The sequence below is a fragment of the Streptomyces sp. NPDC059142 genome (assembly GCF_042755665.1).
Classification (GTDB): domain Bacteria; phylum Actinomycetota; class Actinomycetes; order Streptomycetales; family Streptomycetaceae; genus Streptomyces.
This window is the reverse complement of record NZ_JBHZDA010000008.1, coordinates 60971-84102: the sequence shown is the minus strand read 5'-3', so window position 1 is coordinate 84102 and position 23132 is coordinate 60971. Positions and strand designations below refer to the sequence as shown.

The 23132-nt window shown below is 73.8% G+C and carries 1 protein-coding gene; it reads right to left on the bottom strand.

The window, feature by feature from the left end:
• Positions 1–5 precede the first annotated feature (5 nt).
• Positions 6–23123 carry a type I polyketide synthase gene (locus ACFXPK_RS05500; RefSeq protein ID WP_385071933.1) on the bottom strand — a complete coding sequence of 7706 codons (23118 nt, stop codon included), beginning with the start codon at positions 23121–23123 and terminating at the stop codon, positions 6–8.
• Positions 23124–23132 lie beyond the last annotated feature (9 nt).

Sequence of the window (23132 nt, the reverse complement as noted above, 5' to 3'; positions counted from 1 at the left end):
TCGTCTCAGCGGTCGCCCAGGCGGCCGAGCTCGTTGTCGATGAACGCGAACACGTCGTCGGCGCTGGCCGATTCGAAGTCGTCGTCGACGGTGGAGGGGGCGGGCTCCTGGGCTGCGCCGCGCACCTTGTCGAGCATCTGGCCGAGGCGGAGGGCGAGGCCCGCGCGGGTGATCTCGTCCGGGTCGTCGGCCGCGAGCAGCGCTTCGAGCCGGTCGAGTTCGGCGAGGAGCGAGGGTCCTTGCGGGGCGTCGTCGCCGGTGAGTTCGGAGACGATGTGTTCGGCGAGTGCCGTGGGGGTCGGGTAGTCGAAGACCAGGGTGGCCGGCAGGCGCAGTCCGGTCGCGGTGGACAGGTGGTTGCGCAGTTCCAGCGCGGTCAGGGAGTCGAGTCCGAGGTCGCGGAACTCCTGGGAGATGTCGACGGACTTCGCGGAGGCGTGGCCGAGGACCCGGGCGGCCTGTTCGCGGACCAGGTCGGTGACGTACCGGACGCGGTCGGCCGCGCCGAGTTCGGCGAGTGTGGCGCCGAGCGCGGCGGAGGCACCCGCCGCGTCGGTGGCGGCGGCGGTGCGCCGGCCGCTGCGGACCATGGAGCGGAACAGCGGCGGCAGGTCCTCGGGGGCGGCGCCGCGCATGGCGCCGGGGGCGAGGCCGACCAGGACGAGGAAGGTCTCGTCCGAGCCGCGTGCGACGTCGAACAGCTCCAGGCCCTGCTCGACGGGGAGCGGGGGCAGGCCGCCGGACTGCATGCGCCGCATGTCGGTGTCGGACAGGGTGCTGGTCATGCCGCCGTCGTGGGCCCACGGGCCCCAGGCCAACGAGGTCGCGTTCAGGCCGAGTTCGCGGCGGTGGCGGGTGAGGGCGTCCAGGAAGGAGTTGGCCGCGGCGTAGTTGCCCTGGCCGGGGCTGCCCATGACGCCCGCGATGGACGAGAACGGCAGGAACGCGGCCAGGTCGAGGTCGCGGGTCAGCTCGTGCAGGTGCCAGGCGGCGTCCACCTTGGGCCGCAGGACGTCGGCGAGACGCTCGGGGGTGAGCGAGGCGATGACACCGTCGTCGAGAACACCGGCCGTGTGGACGATCGCGGTGAGCGGGTGCTCGGCGGGTACCGCGCCGATGAGGGCGGCGGCGGCGTCGCGGTCGCTGGTGTCGCAGGCGGCGACGGTGACCTCGGTGCCCATCTCACGCAGTTCGGCGGCGAGTTCGGCGGCGCCGGGGGCGTCGGCGCCGCGCCTGCTGGTGAGCAGGAGGTGGCGCATGCCCGCGGCGGCGAAGCGGCGGGCGAGATGTCCGCCGAGGGCGCCGGTACCGCCGGTGATGAGGACGGTGCCCTCGGGGTTCCAGCGCGGCGGCATGGTGAGCACGATCTTGCCGATGTGCTTGGCCTGGCTCATGAAGCGGAACGCCTCGCGGGCCCGCCGTACGTCCCAGGTACGCACCGGGAGCGGCCGGAGGGCGCCTTCGGCGAACAGGTCGAGGAGTTCGCCGAGGAGCGCCTTGTTGCGCTCGGGTCCGGCCTCGCCGAGGTCGAACGCCCGGTAGCGGACGTCGCCGGTGGACCGGGGGTCGCGGATGTCGGTCTTGCCCATCTCCAGGAAGCGCCCGCCGGGAGCGGTGATCCGCAGCGACGCGTCCACGAAGTCACCCGCGAGGGCGTTCAGGACGACGTCCATGCCACGGCCGCCGGTGACCGTACGGAACTTCTCCTCGAAGCCCAGGTCACGCGAGGAGGCGAGGTGGTCGTCGTCCAGGCCCATGTCGCGCAGGGCGTCCCACTTGCCCTCGCTCGCCGTGGCGAACACCTCGGCGCCGAGGTGCCGGGCGAGCTGGATCGCGGCCATGCCGACACCACCCGCTCCGGCGTGGATCAGCACCCGCTCCCCCGCCGCCAACGCGGCCAGGTCGCGGAAGGCGTACAGGGCGGTGAGGAACACCAGGGGTACGGAGGCCGCTTCCTGCTGGGTCCAGCCCTCGGGGGCGCGGGTGACGTAGTGCTGGTCGGCGACGACGACGGGGCCGAAGCCGCCGGGCACGGTGCCCAGGACGCGGTCGCCGGGGGCGAGACCGGTGACGGCCTCGCCGACGGCGGTGACCACACCGGCGGCCTCGGTGCCCATCGGCCCGGACTCGCCGGGGTACATGCCGAGGGCGTTGAGGACGTCACGGAAGTTGAGGCCCGTGGCGTCCACGTCGATCCGTACCTCGTGGGCGTCCAGCGGCTTCAGCACCTCGGGGCAGGGGGCGAGGACGAGGTTGTCCAGGCTGCCCTTCCCCGTGGTGTCGAGGCGCCACGGGACACCGGCCGGCGCGAGCAGACCGGGTGCGGAGGTGAGCCGTTCGAGACGGCCGACGAGCGGGGTGGACTCGCGGACGGCGAACTGGGCGTCGCCGGTGCCGAGCAGCCCCGGCAGTACCGGCAGCAGCCCGGTCAGGGCGTCCGGGGTGTCCAGGTCGAGCAGGACGAACCGGTCGGGGTTCTCGGACTGCGCGGAGCGCACCAGGCCCCAGGCGGCGCCGGCCGCCAGGTCATGGACGGTCTCGGTGTCTGCGGCGGCGATCGCGCCACCGGTGACGAACACCATCCGGGAGTGGTCGAGTCCGTCGGCCGCCAGCCACCGCTGGACCAGGTCCAGGGTGCGGACGGTCAGCGCGTGCACCGCGCCGGGCACGTCGCTGCCGGGCCCGTACAGGTCGCCGGTGGTCGCCCCGGTGAGCGGGACGAGGACGAAGTCGGGTGCGGGCGGGGTGTCCCCGCCGGATCCCGTCAGGTCGTCGAGGGACGCCAGGGTGGTGCCGGTGCCGAGGAGGTCGCCGCCGAGGGTCACGGCGGTCAGGCCCTCGGTGGGCTTGACCTCGGGGGCGGGCGTCCAGTCGAGGCGGAACACCGGCTCCTGGCCGCCGGTGGTGACCGGGGCGCTCGGCACGCTGGGGGCGCGCAGCACCAGCGACTCGGCGGAGAGCACCGGGGCTCCCTCGGCGTCGGACGCGGTGATCCGCACGGACTCGTCGCCGAGCCGCAGGATCCGCACCCTGAGGGTGGTGGCGCCGCGGGCGTGCAGGGAGACACCGTTCCAGGCGAACGGCAGCAGCGGGTTCTCCGCGCTGCCGACGCCCAGGTAGCCGTTGGCGTGCTGGACGGCGTCCAGGAGCGCCGGGTGCATCCCGAAGTACTGGGCGTCTCCGGCGACGTCCTCGGGGAGCGCGACCTCCGCGAAGGCCTCCTCGCCGCGGACCCACACCTGGCGCAGGCCGTGGAAGGACGGCCCGTACTCGGTGCGGCTGTAGTCGCCGTCGAACCGTACGGACACGGCGTCGGCGGGGGGCCAGACCGCAGCCTCGAAGGAGTCGGTGCGTTCCTCGACGGCGAGGATGCCGTCGGCATGGCGCGACCAGGGGCTTTCGACGGCGTCGGAGGGCCGGGAGTAGAAGGTGATGGAGCGGGAGCCGTCCTCGGCGGGGGCGCCGATGGCGACCTGGACCGAGGTGGGCACCTTCGCGTCGAGGACCATCGGGGCGGCGAGGACCAGTTCCTCCACCCGGCCGCAGCCGACCTGGTCGGCGGCGCGGACGGCCATCTCCAGATAGCCGGTGCCGGGCATGATGACGGTACCGCCGACCTTGTGGTCCCCCAGCCAGGGGTGGACCTGGAGGGAGATCTGGCTGGTGAACAGGGCGGCCTCGGAGTCCGCGAGCGGCACGGCCGCGCCGAGGAGCGGGTGTTCGGCGGAGATCAGGCCGGCCGTGCTGATGTCGCCGGTGAGGGCGGCGGGGCGCGGCCAGTACCGCTCGCGCTGGAAGGCGTACGTCGGCAGGTCGAGGCGGCCTGCGCCGGTGCCGGAGAACCAGGCGGTCCAGTCGACCCGTACGCCGGAGACGTGCAGTCCGGCGAGCGCGCTGAGCAGCGCGGTCTCCTCGTCCCGGTCCTTGCGCAGGGCCGGGACGGTGACGGCCTCGTCGCGTCCGTCGGCGTCGAGGACGCGCTGGGCGAGCGCGGTGAGGACTCCGCCGGGCCCGATCTCCAGGAAGGCGTTGGCGCCGGCGCCGGTGAGGGCGCGGACCCCGTCGGCGAAGCGGACGGTGCCGCGTACGTGCCGTACCCAGTATTCGGGATCGGTGAGGAGACCCGGCTCGGCGAGAGCCCCGGTGACGTTGGAGACGACCGGGATACGGGGCTCCGCGTACGTCAGTCCTTCGGCGACCCGGCGGAACCCGGCGAGCATCGGCTCCATCAGCGCCGAGTGGAACGCGTGACTCACGGCGAGCCGCTGCGTCTTGCGGCCCTCGGCGGTGAACTCGGCCGCCAGGGCGAGGACTTCCTCCTCACCACCGGCGAGGACGACGGATTCGGGTGCGTTGACGGCGGCCAGCGCCACCCCGTCGGTGAGCCGGCCGACCGTCTCGGCCTCGGTGGCCTGGACGGCCACCATCGCGCCGCCCGAGGGCAGTTCCTGCATCAGCCGGGCGCGGGCGGCGACCAGCGTGCAGGCGTCCTCCAGGGAGAACACCCCGGCCACATGGGCCGCGGCGATCTCGCCGATGGAGTGACCGGCGACCTGATCGGGCCGGATGCCCCACGACTCGACCAGCCGGTACAGCGCCACCTCGACCGCGAACAGCGCGGGCTGGGTGTAGCCGGTGGTGTCGAGAAGGGGACTCTCGTCGGCGAACAGCACCTCCCGCAGCGACGCCACGTCGAGACGGGCGAGCACCGCGTCCAGCGCCTCCGCGAACACCGGGAAGCGACCGTACAGTTCACGGCCCATCGCGGCCCGCTGCGAACCCTGCCCGGAGAACAGGACGGCGAGGGAGCGGTGGGCGGCCCGGCCTCGGGCGACCTCCGTGGGCACGCCGCCGGGTCCGGCGAGGAGCACCGCGCGGTGGTCGAACAGGGCGCGGCCGGTGGCGAGGGAGAAGCCCACGTCGAGGGGGTCGGCCGGGGTGAGCGCGGTGAGGGCGGGGAGCTGTCCGTCGAGGGCCTGTTCGGACTTGGCGGACACCGGCCACGGTACGACGGTGGGGGTGACCGTCGGTGCGACGGCCGCCTCCGGTGCGTCCAGGGACTCGGGCGCCTGCTCGATGATGGTGTGGGCGTTGGTGCCGCTGATGCCGAAGGACGAGATGCCCGCGCGCCAGGGGCGCCCGGTCTCGGGCCAGGCGGACTCCTCGGTGAGGAGCTTGATCGCCCCGGCCTCCCAGTCGACGTGGGTCGACGGGCGGTCCACGTGGAGGGTGCGCGGCAGGACGCCGTTGCGCATCGCCATGACGGTCTTGATGATGCCGGCGACACCGGCGGCGGCCTGCGTGTGCCCGATGTTCGACTTGATGGAGCCGAGCAGCAGCGGCCGGTCCTCGGGCCGGTCCTGACCGTACGTGGCGAGGAGGGCCTGCGCCTCGATCGGGTCGCCGAGCGGGGTGCCGGTGCCATGGCCCTCGACGGCGTCGATGTCGGAGGTGGTGAGTCCGGCGCTCGCCAGGGCCTGGCGGATGACGCGCTGCTGGGAGGGGCCGTTGGGCGCGGTCAGACCGTTGGACGCGCCGTCCTGGTTGATGGCGGAACCGCGCACCACGGCGAGGACCTGGTGGCCGTTGCGGCGGGCGTCGGAGAGCCGTTCGACGACGATCAGGCCGACGCCCTCGGACCAGCCGGTGCCGTCCGCGGCATCGGCGTACGCCTTGCAGCGGCCGTCGGTGGACAGCCCGTTCTGGAGGGTGAAGCCGGAGAAGCTGGACGGCGTGCTCATCATGGTGATGCCGCCCGCGACCGCGAGATCGCACTCGCCGGCGCGCAGGGCCTGCATCGCCCAGTGGAGGGCGACCAGCGAGGAGGAGCAGGCCGTGTCGACGGTGACCGCCGGGCCTTCCAGGCCGAAGGTGTAGGCGAGGCGGCCGGAGACGACGCTCGCGGCGAGACCGGTGCCCGCGTGGCCTTCCAGATCCTCGCGGGAGTTCATGACGAGGGTGGAGTAGTCCTGGCCGTTGGTGCCGACGAAGACACCGGTCCGGCTGCCGCGCAGTCCGTCGGCGTCGATGCCGGACCGCTCGAACGCCTCCCAGGTGGTCTCCAGGAGGAGTCGCTGCTGCGGGTCCATCGCGAGGGCTTCGCGCGGGGAGATCCCGAAGAAGGCGGCGTCGAAGTCGGCGGCGTTGGAGAGGAATCCGCCGCGCAGGGTGGCGCTGCGGCCCCGGCCGTCGGCGCCTCCCGTCGTGAGGGTGGCGAGGTCCCAGCCCCGGTCCTCGGGGAACGCCTCGACCCCGTCGCGGCCCTCGCTGAGCATCGCCCACAGGTCCTGCGGGGAGCGGACCCCGCCGGGCAGCCGGCAGGCCATGCCGACGATCACGACCGGGTCCTCGGCCAGGGCGGCCACGGCGGCCGGGTCGGGGCCGCGCGTGTCCGGCTCGCCGAGCAGCGCGGTGACGAGGTGCTGGGCGAGCGCCTGGGCGCTCGGGTAGTCGTACACGGTGGTGGCGGGCATCCGCAGACCGGTGGCGACGGCGAGCCGGTTGGGCAGCTCGATCGCGGTGAGCGAGTCGAAGCCGAGGTCGCGGAAGTTCCGGTCGGGGGCGACGGCCTCGGGTCCGGGATGGCCGAGGACGGCCGCCGCATGGGTGCGCACCAGGTCCGTGAGGAGTCCGGACCGCTCGTCGGCGGGCAGTCCGCGCAGCCGCTCGGCGAGCCCGGACGCGGCGGTCCGGGTCCGGTCGCGGGTGTTCTCGGCGTCCGCGAGCGCCTGGCGGGCGTCCGGCAGGTCGCGCAGCAGGGCGTTGCCGCGCATCCCGATCAGGGCGTCCAGGACCTGCGGCTGGCGCGGGTCGAAGAGCACCGGCGCGGCTTCGGGCCGGGTGACGGCCTGCCGGAGCGCGGCGAGCGCCAGATCGGGGTGGACGGCCGGATGTCCGGCTCCGGTGGGCTGCGGGCGCGGCGCTTCGGCGTCGTCACCGATCCAGGCACCCCAGGCGATCGAGGTGGCGGGCAGGCCCTCGGCGCGGCGGTTCCTGGCGAGCGCGTCGAGGACGGCGGTGGCCGCAGCGAGGTTGGCGCGGCCGGCCGTGCCGACGGTTCCGGCGATCGAGGAGCAGAGGACGAACGCGTCCAGGCCGAGGCCGCGGGTCAGCTCGTCCAGGTGGACGGCGGGCACGGTCCTGGCGTGGTGCAGGGCGGCGAACCGGTCGGGGGTGAGGTCGTCCAGGACACCGTCGTCGACGACACCGGCCGCGTGCACCACCGCGGTGAGCGGGGTGTCGTCCGGGATGCCGGCGAGGACGGCGGCGAGGGCGTCACGGTCGGCCGCGTCGCAGGCGACGAGCGTGACGGGCACGCCGTGTTCCGCGAGTTCGGCGCGGAGCGCTTCGGCACCGGGGGCGTCGGCGCCGCGGCGGCCGAGCAGCACCAGGCGCTCGGCGCCCGCGCCGGCCAGCCAGCGCGCCACATGGGCGCCCCGGCCGCCGGTTCCGCCGGTGACGAGTACGGTGCCGCGCGGCTGCCAGCCGGCGTCGGGCGCGGTCTCCGCCGCAGGGACAAGGCGACGGCCGAAGACCGCGGAGGCACGGACGGCCACCTGGTCCTCGCCGTCGTGTCCGGCGAGGACGGCGGCGAACCGGCGGGCGGCCCGATCGTCCAGTTCGGCGGGGAGGTCGACGAGGCCACCCCACACGGTGGGGTGTTCCAGTGCGGCGACCCGGCCGAGACCCCACACCGCGGCCTGGGCGGGAGCGGTGACCGCCTCGGAGCCGGCCACCGCGACGGCGCCACGGGTCAGGCACCACAGCGGGGCGCCGACCTCGGCGTCCAGCAGCGCCTGCACCAGTACGGCGGTGGGCACGCCGAGGGCGTGGCCGTCCGCCGGGGAGTCGGCGAGGCCCAGCAGGGACACCACACCCGTGAGGGCGGCGCCGTCGGCGGACAGGCTCCGCAGTCGGGCGGCGAGCGTGTCGCGTTCCACGCCGTCCACGGTGAGGCGGACGACATCGGTGGAGACGGCGTCGAGGACGGCGGACGTCCACGGGTCCTCGGCGTACGCGGCGGGCACCACGGCCAGCCAGGTACCCGTCGGGACCGGGGCGGCGGCGGGCAGCGACAGCGGCTTCCACGACTCGTGGTGGCGGTTGGAGTCGACCATGGCCTGGTCGCGGCGCCTGCGCCGCCAGGTGGCCAGGGCGGGCAGTACCGCGCCCAGGGCGTCGCTGTCCACGGCCAGGTCGGTGGCGAGGCTGGTCAGGTCCTCGCCCTCGACGGCCGTCCAGAAGGCCCCGTCCAGCGGGTCGGCGCCGCCGCCCGGCGCGTGGTGCCGGGTCGCGGGCCAGTAGCGGGCGCGCTGGAAGGCGTACGTGGGCAGCTCGACGCGGCGGGCGCCGGTCCCGTCGAAGCAGCGCGACCAGTCGACGCGTACGCCGGTGACATGCAGTGCGGCGAGCGCGGTGAGCAGCGCGGTCTCCTCGCCCCGGTCCTTGCGCAGGGCGGGCACGGCGACATCGGTGTCGGTGTCGAGGGTCTGGCGGGCCAGCGCGGTGAGGACTCCACCGGGCCCGATCTCCAGGAACGCGTTGGCACCCGCCTCGGAGAGGGCGTGGACGCCGTCGGCGAACCGGACGGTGGAGCGTACGTGCTCCACCCAGTAGGCGGCGGTGCTGAGCTGACCGGGCGCAGCGAGGGCGCCGGTGACGTTGGAGACGACCGGGATACGGGGCTCCGCGTACGTCAGCCCTTCGGCGACCTGACGGAAGGCGTCGAGCATCGGCTCCATCAGCGCCGAGTGGAACGCGTGACTGACCGACAACTGCTGGGTCTTGCGGCCTTCGGCCACGAACTCGGCGGCCAGGGCGAGGACTTCGCCCTCCGGACCAGCGACGACGACCGACTCGGGACCGTTGACGGCGGCCACGGACAGCCCGTCCGTCAGACGCCCGGCCACCTCGGCCTCGGTCGCCTGTACGGCCACCATCGCGCCACCGGAAGGCAGTTCCTGCATCAGCCGAGCACGAGCCGACACCAGCGCACAGGCATCCTCCAGGGAGAACACCCCCGCCACATGCGCGGCGGCGATCTCGCCGATGGAGTGACCGGCCACGAACTCCGGGGTCACACCCCACGACTCGACCAGCCGGTAAAGAGCGACCTCGACCGCGAACAGCGCGGGCTGCGTGTAACCGGTGCTGTCGAGCAGAGGACTCTCCTCCGCGAACAGCACCTCCCGCAGATCCGCGACCTCCAGACGCTCCAAGACCTCGTCCAACGCCACCGCGAACACCGGGAAACGACCGTACAGTTCACGGCCCATCCCAGCACGCTGCGAACCCTGACCCGAGAACAGCACCGCCAGCGAACGCTCAACGGCACGCCCCCGCGCCACCTCCACCGGCTCACCCCCGGCACCCGCCAGCAACACCGCACGGTGCTCGAAGGAGGAGCGGCCGGTGGCCAGGGAGTGACCGACGTCGAGCGCCGTGGCACCGGTGACGGAAGTGATCCGGGCGAGCTGCGCGTCGAGCGCTTCGGGGGACTTCGCCGAGACCGGCCAGGGGACGGAGGCGGGGGCCGGCGCCGGTGTGGTGGCCGGTGCGGGCTCCTCGGTCTCCGGGGCCTGCTCGATGATGGTGTGCGCGTTGGTGCCGCTGATGCCGAAGGACGACACGGCGGCGCGGCGTGGACGGCCCGTCTCGGGCCAGTCGGTGGTCTCGGTCAGCAGCCGTACGTCGCCCTCGGTCCAGTCCACGTGGGTGGAGGGCCGGTCGATGTGGAGGGACTTGGGCAGGACGCCATTCCTGATCGACATGACGGTCTTGATGACACCGGCGACACCGGCGGCGGCCTGGGCGTGGCCGATGTTCGACTTGATGGAGCCGAGCAGCAGCGGCCGGTCCTCGGGCCGGTCCTGACCGTACGTGGCCAGCAGCGCCTGCGCCTCGATCGGGTCGCCCAGGGTGGTGCCGGTGCCGTGCGCCTCGACGGCGTCGACGTCCGCCGTGGAGAGTCCGGCGCTCGCCAGGGCCTGGCGGATGACGCGCTGCTGGGAGGGGCCGTTGGGCGCGGTGAGTCCGTTGGACGCGCCGTCCTGGTTGACGGCGGAACCGCGCAGCACCGCGAGGACGGGGTGTCCGTTGCGGCGCGCGTCGGACAGCCGCTCGACGACGAGCATGCCGACGCCCTCGGACCAGCCGGTGCCGTCCGCGGCGTCCGCGAACGCCTTGCAGCGGCCGTCGCCGGCCAGTCCGCCCTGTCGCGTGAAGCCTGCGTAGCCCATGGCCGTGGACATCACGGTGACACCGCCCGCGAGCGCCAGATCGGCCTCGCCGGAGCGCAGCGCGTGGGCCGCCCAGTGCAGGGCGACCAGGGAGGACGAGCAGGCGGTGTCGATGGTGACCGCCGGGCCCTCCAGGCCGAAGGTGTAGGACAGGCGCCCGGAGATGACGCTGGTGGCGAGGCCGGTGGGGGCGTGGCCCTCGGCGTCCTCGCGGGAGTTCATGACCAGGTTGGTGTAGTCCTGGCCGCTGGTGCCGACGAAGACACCGGTCCGGCTGCCGCGCATGGTGGCGGGGTCGATGCCGGCGCGCTCGAACGCCTCCCAGGAGGTCTCCAGGAGGAGGCGCTGCTGCGGGTCCATCGCGAGGGCTTCACGCGGGGAGATCCCGAAGAACCCGGCGTCGAAGTCGGCCACGTCGTACAGGAAGCCGCCCTCGGAGGTGGCGCTGCGGCCGTGGCCGCCCTCGCCGCCCCGCTGGAGGGTGTCGAGGTCCCAGCCGCGGTCGGTCGGGAAGGCGGAGATGCCCTCGCCGCCGTCGACGACCAACTGCCACAGCTCCTCGGGGGAGCTGACGCCGCCGGGCATCCGGCAGGCCATGCCGACGATGACGACCGGGTCCTCGGCGAGCGACGGGGCGACGGCGGCGGGGGCCGCGGTGCCCGTGGCGCGCTCCTCGTCGAGGAGGGCGGAGACGAGGTGTTCGGCGAGGACGGTGGGGGTCGGGTAGTCGAAGACGAGGGTCGCCGGGAGCCGCAGGCCGGTGGCGGCGGTCAGGCGGTTGCGGAGTTCGACGGCGGTGAGCGAGTCGAGGCCGAGGTCGTGGAAGTCACGGTCGGCGTCGATGGCCTTGGCCGAGGAGTGGCCGAGGACCGCGGCCGCCTCGCCGCGGACGAGGTTGACCGCGAAGCGCAGTCGCTCCTCCTCGCGCAGGTCGAGGAGTTGCCGGGTGATGGCCGCCGCGGTGCTCGCACCGCCGACGGCGGTCGCGGCGGCGCGGCGGGTGCCGCGCACCAGGTTGCGCAGGAGCGGCGGGACCTCGCCCGGCATCCTGCTGTCCCCGGAAGCGCCGATCGGCACGAGGTACGACTCGGCGGAGACCAGGGCCGCGTCCCACAGGGCGAGGCCCTGGTCGACGGTGAGCGGCGGCGCGGCCGAGGCCGTCATACGTCGCATTCCGGCGTCGGAGAGGGAGCCGGTCATGCCGGCGGTCTGCTCCCAGGCACCCCAGGCCAGCGAGAGGCCGGGCAGGCCCTCCGCCGCACGTCGCTGCGCCAGAGCGTCCAGGAACACGTTGGCAGCCGCGTAGTTCGCCTGACCCGCACTGCCCATCACACCGGACACCGACGAGAACATCACGAACGCCGCGAGACCGAGTTCACGGGTGAGTTCGTGCAGATGCCAGGCCGCGTCCACCTTCGGACGCAGCACCGTTTCGAGGCGTTCGGGGGTGAGCGAGGTGATCACACCGTCGTCGAGTACGCCGGCGGTGTGGATCACGGCCGTCAGCGGGTGCTCCTCCGGCACGGACGCCAGCAGCGCCTCCACCGCGGAGCGGTCCGTCACATCACACGCGGTGACATCGACATGAGCGCCCAGTCCGACGAGTTCTTCACGGAAGGCGTCCACGCCCTCGGCGGCGGGACCGCTCCTCGACACCAGCAGCAGCCGGCGCACACCCCGCGTATCCACCAGGTGCCGGGCCAGCTCACGCCCCAGACCGCCCGTACCACCGGTCACCAGCACCGTACCCTCGGCCGCCCAACGCACCGGCAGCCGCAGCACGATCTTGCCCACATGCTGAGCCCGACTCATGAACCGGAACGCCTCACGCGCCCGCCGCACATCCCACACCCGCACCGGCAGAGGGGAAAGCGCCCCGGATCCGAACAACTCCAGCAGTTCGGCCAGGAGTTCGGCGGTCCGGTCGGGTCCGGCCTCGCCCAGGTCGAAGGCGCGGTAGCGCACCTCTCCGACCGTCTGCGGGTCACGGATGTCGGTCTTGCCCATCTCCAGGAAACGCCCACCGGGAGCCGTGATCCGCAGGGAAGCGTCCACGAACTCACCCGCGAGGGCGTTCAACACCACATCCATGGCGGGGAACTTGTCCGCGAAGTCCAGGTCACGGGAGGACGCGATGTGGTCGTCGTCCAGACCCAGCGAGCGCAGCGTCTCCCACTTGCCCTCGCTGGCCGTGGCGAACACCTCGGCGCCCAGGTGCTGCGCGAGCTGGATCGCGGCCATGCCGACACCACCCGCACCGGCGTGGATCAGCACCCGCTCCCCCGCCGAGAGACCGGCGAGTTCGGTGAGGCCGTACAGGGCGGTGAGGAACACCAGCGGTACGGAGGCCGCCTCCTCGTCCGTCCATGTCCCGGGGACGCGGGTGAGGAAGCGTTCGTCGATCAGGGTGTCGGTGGCGAGGCCGCCGGGCACCATGCCCATCACCCGCTCGCCGACGGCGAGTCCGGTGACATCCGGGCCGACCGCCGTCACGACACCGGCGGCCTCGGCACCGAGGAGACCCGCCTCGCCGGGGTACATGCCCAGCGCGTTGAGCACATCACGGAAGTTCAGACCCGCGGCCCGCACCTCGATACGGACCTCACGCCCCTCGGGCTCCTCCAGCACCTCGGGACTGGGCCGCAGGGTCAGCGCGTCCAGGTTGCCCCGGGCGGTGCTGTCCAGACGCCACGGGCCCTCGGCGGGCGGCAGCAGGGTCGGGCCGGCCACCGCGCGGTCGAGGCGGCCCACGAGGAGCCCGCCGTCCCGTACGACGAACTGGGCGTCGCCGCCCGCCAGCAGGGTGGGAAGCTGCGGCACGACGTCCTCGGTCCTGGCGTCCTCGTCCAGGTCGAGCAGGGCGAACCGGGTCGGGTTCTCGGACTGGGCGGCACGGATCAGGCCCCAGAGCGCGGCGGCGGTCAGGTCCTCGATCCGGTCGTCGGAGCCGGCCTGTACGGCGCGGCGGGTGACGAACACCAGACGGGAGTCGGCGAACCGCTCCTGCCTCAGCCACTCCTGCACCAGTGCGAGGGCGTCGGCGAGGAGGGCGTGGGTGGCGGTGGGCACATCGGTGCCGGTGGTGTCGCCGAGGACCGGCACGAGGACCAGTTCCTCCTCGCCGGTGAGCCCGGCGAGCGCGGCGACCCCGGCGAGCGCGGCTGCGGGGCCGTTCCCGTCGGTGGCGGCGACGGTGGCGTGCCGGACGGCCGGGACGTCCCCGGTCTCCGGGGCCGCGGCCCAGTCGAGGCGGAGCAGCGAGTCCAGCTCGGTGCGCCGCGCGGCGGGCGCCTCGATCCCTGCGGGCACCCGCAGGACCAGGGACTCGGCGGACAGGACGGGGGCGCCCTCGACATCGACGGCGGCGATCGACACGGAGTCGTCGCCGGTACGGGCCACCCGGAAGCGGACCACGGAGGCGCCGCCCGCGTGCAGCGACACCCCGGCCCACAGGAACGGCAGCAGCTTGTGCTCGTCGTCGAGACCGGCGAAGCCGACCGACTGGACGGCCGCGTCGAGCAGGGCCGGGTGCATGCCGTAGTAGCCGGCGTCGTCGGCACGGGACGGCAGGGCCGCCTCCACGAATGCCTCGTCGCCGCGCTTCCAGACGGCGCGGATGGTCCGGAAGACGGGACCGTACTCGGTACGGTCGTAGAAGCCCTCCAGGTCGGCGGCGACCGCGCCCTTGGGCGGCCAGACCGACGTGTCGAAGTCGGCGGTGACGGCACCGGCGGTGAGGATGCCGGCGGCGTGCTCGGTCCAGGGGGCCTCGGCAACGTCGGCGGGCCGCGAGTAGAGGCTCACCGTACGGGAGCCGCTCTCGTCGGGGGCGCCGGCCCACACCTGGACGACGACGGCCGTGTCACCGGGCAGGAGCAGCGGGGTGGCGAGGGTGAACTCCTCGACGCGGTCGCAGCCGACCTCGTCACCGGCGCGTACGGCCAGTTCGAGGAAGCCGGTGGCCGGGAAGAGGACCAGACCGCCGCCCACGGTGTGGTCGGCGAGCCACGGGTGGGTGGTGAGGGAGAGCCGCCCGGTGAACAGGACGCCCTCCGACGCGGCGACCGCGGTGGCGGCGCCGAGCAGCGGGTGCTCGGCGGGCCGGAGTCCGGCGCCGGTGACGTCTCCGGTGTGGGTGGCCGGGCGCGGCCAGTACCGCTCGTGGTGGAAGGCGTACGTGGGCAGCTCGACGCGGCGGGCGCCGGTCCCGTCGAAGCAGCGCGCCCAGTCGATGTCGACGCCGACCGTGTGGAGCTGGGCCAGCGCGGTGAGCAGCGCGGTCTCCTCGCCCCGGTCCTTGCGCAGGACGGGCACGGCGACGCCCGCGTCCAGGCTCTGCTGGGCCAGCGCGGTGAGGACTCCGCCGGGCCCGATCTCCAGGAAGGCGTTGGCACCGGCTCCCGCCAGGGCACGGACGCCGTCGGCGAACCGGACGGTGGAGCGTACGTGCTCCACCCAGTAGGCGGCGGTGCTGAGCTGACCGGGCTCCGCCAGAGCACCGGTCACATTCGAGACGACCGGGATACGGGGCTCCCCGTACGACAGCCCCTCGGCAACGACGCGGAAGGCGTCGAGCATCGGCTCCATCAGCGCCGAGTGGAACGCGTGACTGACCGACAACTGCTGGGTCTTGCGGCCATCCGCAACGAACTCTGCGGCCAGGGCGAGGACTTCTTCCTCCGGACCAGCGACAACGACCGACTCGGGACCGTTGACGGCGGCCACGGACAGCCCGTCCGTCAGACGCCCGACCACCTCGGCCTCGGTCGCCTGTACGGCCACCATCGCACCGCCCGAGGGCAGTTCCTGCATCAGCCGGGCACGAGCCGAGACCAGCGCGCAGGCGTCCTCCAGGGAAAACACCCCCGCGACATGCGCGGCGGCGATCTCGCCGATGGAGTGACCGGCCACGAACTCCGGCACGACCCCGAACGACTCGACCAGCCGGTACAGCGCCACTTCCACGGCGAACAGCGCGGGCTGCGTGTAACCGGTGGTGTCGAGCAGAGGACTCTCCTCCGCGAACAGCACCTCCCGCAGATCCGTGACCTCCAGAAGGGACAGCACCTCGTCCAGCGCCGCCGCGAACACCGGGAAACGACCGTACAGTTCACGGCCCATCCCAGCACGCTGCGAACCCTGACCCGAGAACAGCACCGCCAGCGAACGCTCAACCGCTCTGCCCCGCGCCACCTCCACCGGCTCACCCTCGACGCCCGCCAGCAACACCGCACGGTGCTCGAAGGACGTGCGGCCGGTGGCCAGGGAGTGGCCCAGGTCCAGGGGGTCGGTGTCGAGCGCGATGACACGGTCCAACTGGCCGGGCAGCGCCTCTTCCGTACGGGCGGAGACCGGCCAGGGGACGACGGCCGGGGTGGTCTCCGGCCGGGCCGGGGCCTCGGGCCGGGCGGCGCCCGGCTCCGGCTGCTCCAGGATCACATGGGCGTTGGTGCCGCTGAGACCGAAGGAGGAGACACCGGCCCGCCGGGGGCGTCCGGTCTCCGGCCAGGCGGTGTGGTCGGCGAGCAGCCGGACCGCCCCGGCCTCCCAGTCGACATGCGTGGACGGCTGGTCGATGTGGAGGGACTTGGGCAGGGTGCCGTGGCGCATGGCCATGACCATCTTGATGACGCCCGCGACACCGGCGGCGGCCTGCGTGTGCCCGATGTTCGACTTGATCGAGCCGAGCAGCAGCGGCTGCTCCGGGGCCCGGTCCCGGCCGTACGTGGCGAGGAGCGCCTGCGCCTCGATGGGGTCACCGAGGGTGGTGCCGGTGCCGTGCGCCTCGACGGCGTCCACCTCGGCGGTGCCGAGTCCGGCGCTCGCCAGGGCCTGACGGATGACGCGCTGCTGCGAAGGACCGTTGGGGGCGGTCAGGCCGTTGGACGCACCGTCCTGGTTGATGGCCGAGCCCCGCACGACGGCGAGGACCTCGTGGCCGTTGCGGCGCGCGTCGGACAGCCGCTCCAGGACGAGCATGCCGACGCCCTCGGACCAGCCGGTGCCGTCCGCGGCGTCCGCGAACGCCTTGCACAGTCCGTCGCCCGCGAGACCGCCCTGCCGGGTGAAGCCGGAGAAGTTCATCGGGGTCGACAGGACGGTGACGCCGCCCGCGAGGGCGAGAGAGCTCTCCCCGCTCCGCAGGGACTGCGCGGCGAGGTGCAGGGCGACGAGCGAGGAGGAGCAGGCGGTGTCGACGGTGAGGGCGGGGCCCTCCAGGCCGAGGCTGTAGGAGACGCGGCCGGAGATGACACTGGTGGCCAGACCGGTGCTCGCGTGTCCCTCGACGTCCTCGCGGGAGGTCATGACGAGGTTGGCGTAGTCCTGGCCCGTGGTGCCGACGAAGATTCCGGTGGCGCTGCCGCGCAGGCCCGCCGGGTCGATGCCGGCGCGCTCGAACGCCTCCCAGGAGGTCTCCAGGAGGAGACGCTGCTGCGGGTCCATGGCCAGCGCCTCGCGCGGGGAGATCCCGAAGAACCCGGCGTCGAAGCCGCCGACGTCGTGCAGGAAGCCGCCTCGGCGGGTGGCGCTGACACCGCGGTTGTCGTGGCCGCCGCCGAAGAGGGCGTCCAGGTCCCAGCCGCGGTCGGTCGGGAAGCCGGTGATGCGGTCCTCGCCGTCGGCGAGCATCTGCCACAGCGCGTCGGGGGTGTCGACGCCGCCGGGCATCCGGCAGGCCATGCCGACGATGACGACCGGGTCGTCGGCGACATCGGCCGCGACGACCGGGGCGCCGGTCTCGCCGTGCTCGTCGAGGAGTTCGGCCACCAGGTGCTCGGCGAGGCCGTGCGGGGTGGGGTAGTCGAAGACGAGGGTGGCGGTGAGCCGCAGGCCGGTGACGGTGGTCAGGCGGTTGCGCAGCTCGACGGCGGTGAGCGAGTCGAAGCCGAGTTCACGGAACTCGCGGCCGGGTTCGACGGACTTGGCCGAGGAGTGGCCGAGAACGGCGGCGGCCTCGGCGCGGACCAGTTCGACGGCGTACCGGACCCGTTCCTCCACCGGGAGTTCGAGGAGCCGGCGGGCGAGGTCGGCCGCCGCGCTCGTACCGCCGACGGCGGTCGCGGCGGTGCGCCGGGTGCCGCGTACGAGGTTGCGCAGCAGCGGCGGGACGACGCCGAGGACACGGGCGTCGCCGGGGGTGGAGCCGATGGCGACGACGAGGGGTTCGTCGGAGCCGGTGGCCGTGTCGAAGAGGGCCAGGCCCCGTTCGACGGGCAGCGGCGCGGCGCCGGAGGCGGCGATGCGCTGCATGTCTGCGTCGGAGAGGGAGCCGGTCATGCCGGCGGTCTGCTCCCAGGCGCCCCAGGCCAGCGAGAGGCCGGGCAGGCCCTCCGCCGCGCGTCGCTGCGCCAGAGCGTCCAGGAACACGTTGGCCGCCGCGTAGTTCGCCTGCCCCGCACTGCCCATCACACCGGACACCGACGAGAACATCACGAACGCCGCGAGACCGAGTCCACGGGTGAGTTCGTGCAGATGCCAGGCCGCGTCCACCTTCGGACGCAGCACGTCGGACAGGCGCTCCGCCGACAGGGAGGTGACGACACCGTCGTCGAGTACGCCGGCGGTGTGGATCACGGCCGTCAGCGGGTGCTCCTCCGGCACGGACGCCAGCAGCGCCTCCACCGCGGAGCGGTCCGTCACATCACACGCCGTGACATCGACATGAGCGCCCAGTCCGACGAGTTCTTCACGGAAGACGTCCACGCCCTCGGCGGCGGGACCGCTCCGCGACACCAGCAGCAGCCGGCGCACACCCCGCGTATTCACCAGGTGCCGGGCCAGCTCACGCCCCAGACCACCCGTACCACCGGTCACCAGCACCGTACCCTCGGCCGCCCAACGCACCGGCAGCCGCAGCACGATCTTGCCCACATGCTGAGCCCGACTCATGAACCGGAACGCCTCACGCGCCCGCCGCACATCCCACACCCGCACCGGAAGGGGCTGGAGGGCGCCCTCGGCGAAGAGGGCGAGGAGTTCACCGAGCATCGTGTGGATGCGTTCGGGGACCGCTTCGCCGAGGTCGAAGGCGCGGTAGCGCACGTCCCCGACCGTCTGCGGGTCACGGATGTCGGTCTTGCCCATCTCCAGGAAACGCCCACCAGGGGCCGTGATCCGCAGGGAAGCGTCCACGAACTCACCCGCGAGGGCGTTCAACACCACATCCATGGCAGGGAACTTGTCCGCGAAGCCCAGGTCACGGGAGGACGCGATGTGGTCGTCGTCCAGACCCAGCGAGCGCAGCGTCTCCCACTTGCCCTCGCTCGCCGTGGCGAACACCTCGGCGCCCAGGTGCTGCGCGAGCTGGATCGCGGCCATGCCGACACCACCCGCACCGGCGTGGATCAGCACCCGCTCCCCCGCCGCCACCGCGCCCAGGTCACGGAAGGCGTACAGGGCGGTGAGGAAGACCAGCGGCATCGAGGCCGCTTCCTCGTCGGTCCAGGTGCCGGGGACGCGGGTCAGGTAGCGCTCGTCGATGAGGACGGTGTCGGCGAGGCCGCCGGGCACCATGCCCATCACCCGCTCGCCGACGGCGAGTCCGGTGACGTCGGGGCCGACGGCCGTCACGAGACCTGTGGCCTCGGAGCCGAGCAGACCGGCCTCGCCGGGGTACATACCGAGCGCGTTGAGCACATCACGGAAGTTCAGACCCGCGGCCCGCACCTCGATACGGACCTCACGCCCCTCGGGCTCCTCCAGCGCCTCGGGGGCGGGCACGAGGGCCAGGCCGTCGATGCTGCCGGGGACCGTGCTGTCCAGGCGCCACGGGAGTCCGGGCACGGGCAGCAGGCCCGCGCCGGTGGTCAGCCGGGCCAGCCGGGCGACCAGGACGGTGTCGTCGCGTACGGCGAACTCGGTGTCGCCGCCCGCCAGCAGGGCGGGGAGCAGCGGCAGTGCGTCGTCGGCGCGGGAGTCCTCGGCCAGGTCGAGGAGGGCGAACCGGCCGGGGTTCTCGGCCTCGGCGCTGCGGACGAGGCCGTGCGCGGCGGCGGCCGCCAGGTCCCGTACGGCGCGGTCGGTTCCGGCGGCGACGGCGCCGCGGGTGACGAACACCAGGCGTCCGGCGTCGGAGGTGTCCAGCTCCAGCCACTCCCGTACCAGGGACAGGGTGTGGGCGGTGAGGGTGTGGACGGCGTCGGGGGTGTCGCCCTCGGGGGTGTCCAGCGGGACGAGGACCAGGTCGGGTGCGAGGGCCGCGGCCTCGGCGAGACCGGTGACCGGGGTGGGCCAGGAGGCGTCGCCGCCCACGGTGACCGGGCGCACGGTGGCGGTGCCGCTGTCGGGGGCGGGGACCCACTCCAGGCGGAGCAGTCCGTCCTGCTCGCTGCTGTGCAGGGCGGGGGCCTGGAGGGCGGACGGGACGCGCAGGATCAGGGACTCGGCGGAGAGCACCGGGGCGCCCTCGACGTCGACGGCGGCGATGGACACCGTGTCCTCGCCGGTACGGGCGACCCGGACGCGCACCACGGAGGCGCCGCCGGCGTGGAGCGACACCCCGGACCAGGAGAACGGGACGAGCTTCTTGCCGTCGCCGAGCCCGGCGAAGCCGACGGACTGGACGGCGGCGTCGAGCAGCGCCGGGTGCATGCCGTAGTACTCGGCGTCGTCCACCTGGGACGGCAGCGCGACCTCGACGAAGGCTTCGTCGCCGCGGGACCACACGGCGCGCAGGCCCTGGAAGACCGGGCCGTACTCCGTACGCTCGTAGAAGCCCTCCAGGTCGGCGGCGACGGCTCCGCGGGGCGGCCAGACGGCCGCGTCGAAGGCTCCGGTGCGTTCGCCGGTGGTGAGGAGGCCGGTGGCGTGTTCGGTCCAGCGCTGCTCGGGGTCGTCGACGGCCTGCGAGTAGACGGTGACGGGGCGGGCGCCGCTCTTGTCGGGGGCGCCGACCCAGACCTGGACGAGCGCGGCGGAGGTCCGGCTGAGGATGAGGGGCTTGGCGAGGGTCAGTTCCTCGACGCGGTCGCAGCCGACCTGGTCGCCCGCGCGGACGGCGAGTTCGAGGAAGCCGGTGGCGGGGAAGGCCGCCATGCCGCCGACGGTGTGGTCCATCAGCCAGGGGTGGGTCTGGGCGGAGAGGCGTCCGGTGAACAGGACGCCGTCGGTTCCGGCCAGGGAGACGGCGGCGCCGAGCAGCGGGTGCTCGGCGGAGACGAGCCCGGCGGCGCTGACGTCGCCGGCGGCGGCCATCAGGACGGGCCAGTAGCGCTCGTGCTGCCAGCTGTAGGTGGGCAGGTCGGTGCGGCGTGCGCCGGTTCCGTCGAAGAGGGCGGTCCAGTCGACGGGGACACCGGCGACGTGCAGCCGGGCGAGGCCGGTGAGCAGGGCGCGCTCCTCGGCGCGGTCCTTGCGCAGTACGGAGGCGACGACGGCGTCGGCGGCGTCGAGGGTCTGCTGGGCGAGGGCGGTGAGGACACCGTCGGGGCCCAGTTCGACGAAGGCGTTCGCGCCGGCGTCGGCGAGGGCGCGTACCCCGTCGGCGAAGCGGACGGTGGAGCGGACGTGGTCGACCCAGTACTCGGGGCCGGTGAGGAGCCGTTCGTCGGCGACGGCGCCGGTGACGTTGGAGACGACCGGGAGCAGCGGCTCGTGGTATGTGAGGCTCTCGGCGACGCGGCGGAACTCCGCGAGCATCGGCTCCATCAGCGGCGAGTGGAAGGCGTGGCTGACCGACAGGCGTTGGGTCTTGCGGCCCTCGGCGGCGAACTCGGCCGCCAGGGCGAGGACTTCGTGCTCGTCACCGGCGAGGACGACGGACTCGGGCCCGTTGACGGCGGCCAGCGCGACCCCGTCGGTGAGCCGGGCGACCGTCTCCGCCTCGGTGGCCTGGACGGCCACCATGGCGCCGCCGGTGGGGAGTTCCTGCATCAGCCGGGCACGGGCCGCGACCAGGGTGCAGGCGTCCTCCAGCGAGAGCACGCCGGCCACATGGGCGGCGACGATCTCGCCGATGGAGTGTCCGGCGACGAAATCCGGTGTGACTCCCCACGACTCGACGAGCCGGTACAGGGCGACCTCGACGGCGAACAGGGCGGGCTGGGTGTAGCCGGTGCTGTCGAGGAGGGCCGCCTCGGCGGTGCGGCGGCCGGCGAAGACGATCTCGCGCAGCGGGCGGTCCAGGTGCGGATCGAGGAGGGCGAACACCTCGTCCAGCGCCCGCGCGAACACCGGGAAGCGGGCGTACAGTTCGCGGCCCATTCCGGGGCGCTGGGAGCCCTGGCCGGAGAACAGCACGGCGAGGGAGCGTTCGGTGGCGTGGCCGCGGGCCGCCTCGGCGGGGACGCCGTCGAGGCCGGTCAGCAGGACCGCGCGGTGCTCGAAGACGGAGCGGCCGGCGGCCAGGGAGTGGCCGATGTCGAGAGGGGTGGCGCCGGTGAGGGCGGTGAGCCGGGCGAGCTGGTCGCCGAGGGCCGCCTCGGTGCGGGCGGAGACCGGCCAGGGGATGACGGCGGGCACGGTCGCGGGCTCCGCGGGGGTCTCGGTTCCGGCCGCGGGTTCGGCCTGTTCGAGCAGGACGTGGGCGTTGGTGCCGCTGATGCCGAAGGAGGAGACACCGGCCCGGCGCGGGCGGCCCGTCTCGGGCCAGTCCGTGGCGTCGGTGAGCAGGCGTACGGCGCCGGAGGTCCAGTCGACGTGGCGGGAGGGGGTGTCGGCGTGCAGGGTCTTCGGGAGGACCCCGTGGCGCATGGCCATGACCATCTTGATGATGCCCGCGACGCCGGCGGCGGCCTGGGAGTGGCCGATGTTCGACTTGATCGAGCCGAGCAGCAGCGGCTGGTCACCGGTCCGGTCCCGGCCGTACGTGGCGAGGAGGGCCTGTGCCTCGATGGGGTCGCCGAGCGGGGTGCCGGTGCCGTGCGCCTCGACGGCGTCGACGTCGGCGGGGGTGAGGCCGGCCGCCGTCAGGGCCTGGTGGATGACGCGCTGCTGGGAGGGGCCGTTGGGCGCGGTGAAGCCGTTGGAGGCGCCGTCCTGGTTGACGGCGGAGCCGCGGATCACGGCGAGGACGGGGTGACCGTTGCGGCGGGCGTCGGACAGCCGCTCCAGCAGGAGCACGCCGACGCCTTCGGACCAGCCGGTGCCGTCGGCCTCGTCGGCGAACGCCTTGCAGCGGCCGTCGCCGGCCAGTCCGCCCTGGCGGGAGAACTCCATCAGCGAGCCGGGCGCGGACATGACGTTGGCGCCGCCGGCGAGGGCGAGGGTGCACTCCCCCGCGCGCAGGGCGTGGGTGGCGGCGTGCAGCGCGACGAGCGAGGAGGAGCAGGCCGTGTCGACGGTGACCGCCGGGCCCTCCAGGCCCAGGGTGTACGAGAGGCGGCCGGAGATGGCGCTGGCGGCGATGCCGGTGCCGATGTCGCCGGTGGCGTCGGCGAGCGACCGGATCATCAGATACGCGTAGTCCTGGCCGTTGGTGCCGACGAAGACCCCGGTACGGCTGCCGCGCAGTGTGCGCGGGTCGATGCCGGCGCGCTCGACGACCTCCCAGGACGTCTCCAGGAGCAGCCGCTGCTGCGGGTCCATGGAGACGGCCTCGCGTGGCGACACCCCGAAGAACGCGGCGTCGAAGTCGGCGGCCCCGTCGAGGAATCCGCCCTGCTGGCTGACGGCGTGACCGCGGGCGTCGACCCCGGCGTCGCTCAGCGCGTCCAGGTCCCAGCCGCGGTCGGTGGGGAAGCCGGAGACGGCGTCGGTGCCGGTGGCGACGAGGTTCCACAGGTCGTCCGGGGAGCTGACGCCCCCGGGGTAACGGCAGCTCATCGCGACGACCGCGATGGGCTCCGAGGCCGCGGCGGCGAGTTCACGGTTCTGCCGCCGCAGGCGCTCGGTCTCCTTGAGCGAGGCCCGGAGAGCTTCGACAACTTTTTCGCTGGGCGTGGTCATGTTGGCTCC

Coding starts and splice junctions, on each gene's coding strand:
- ACFXPK_RS05500 (WP_385071933.1), bottom strand. CDS start 23,123: ATGACCACGCCCAGCGAAAAAGTTGTCGAAGCTCTCCGGGCCTCGCTC.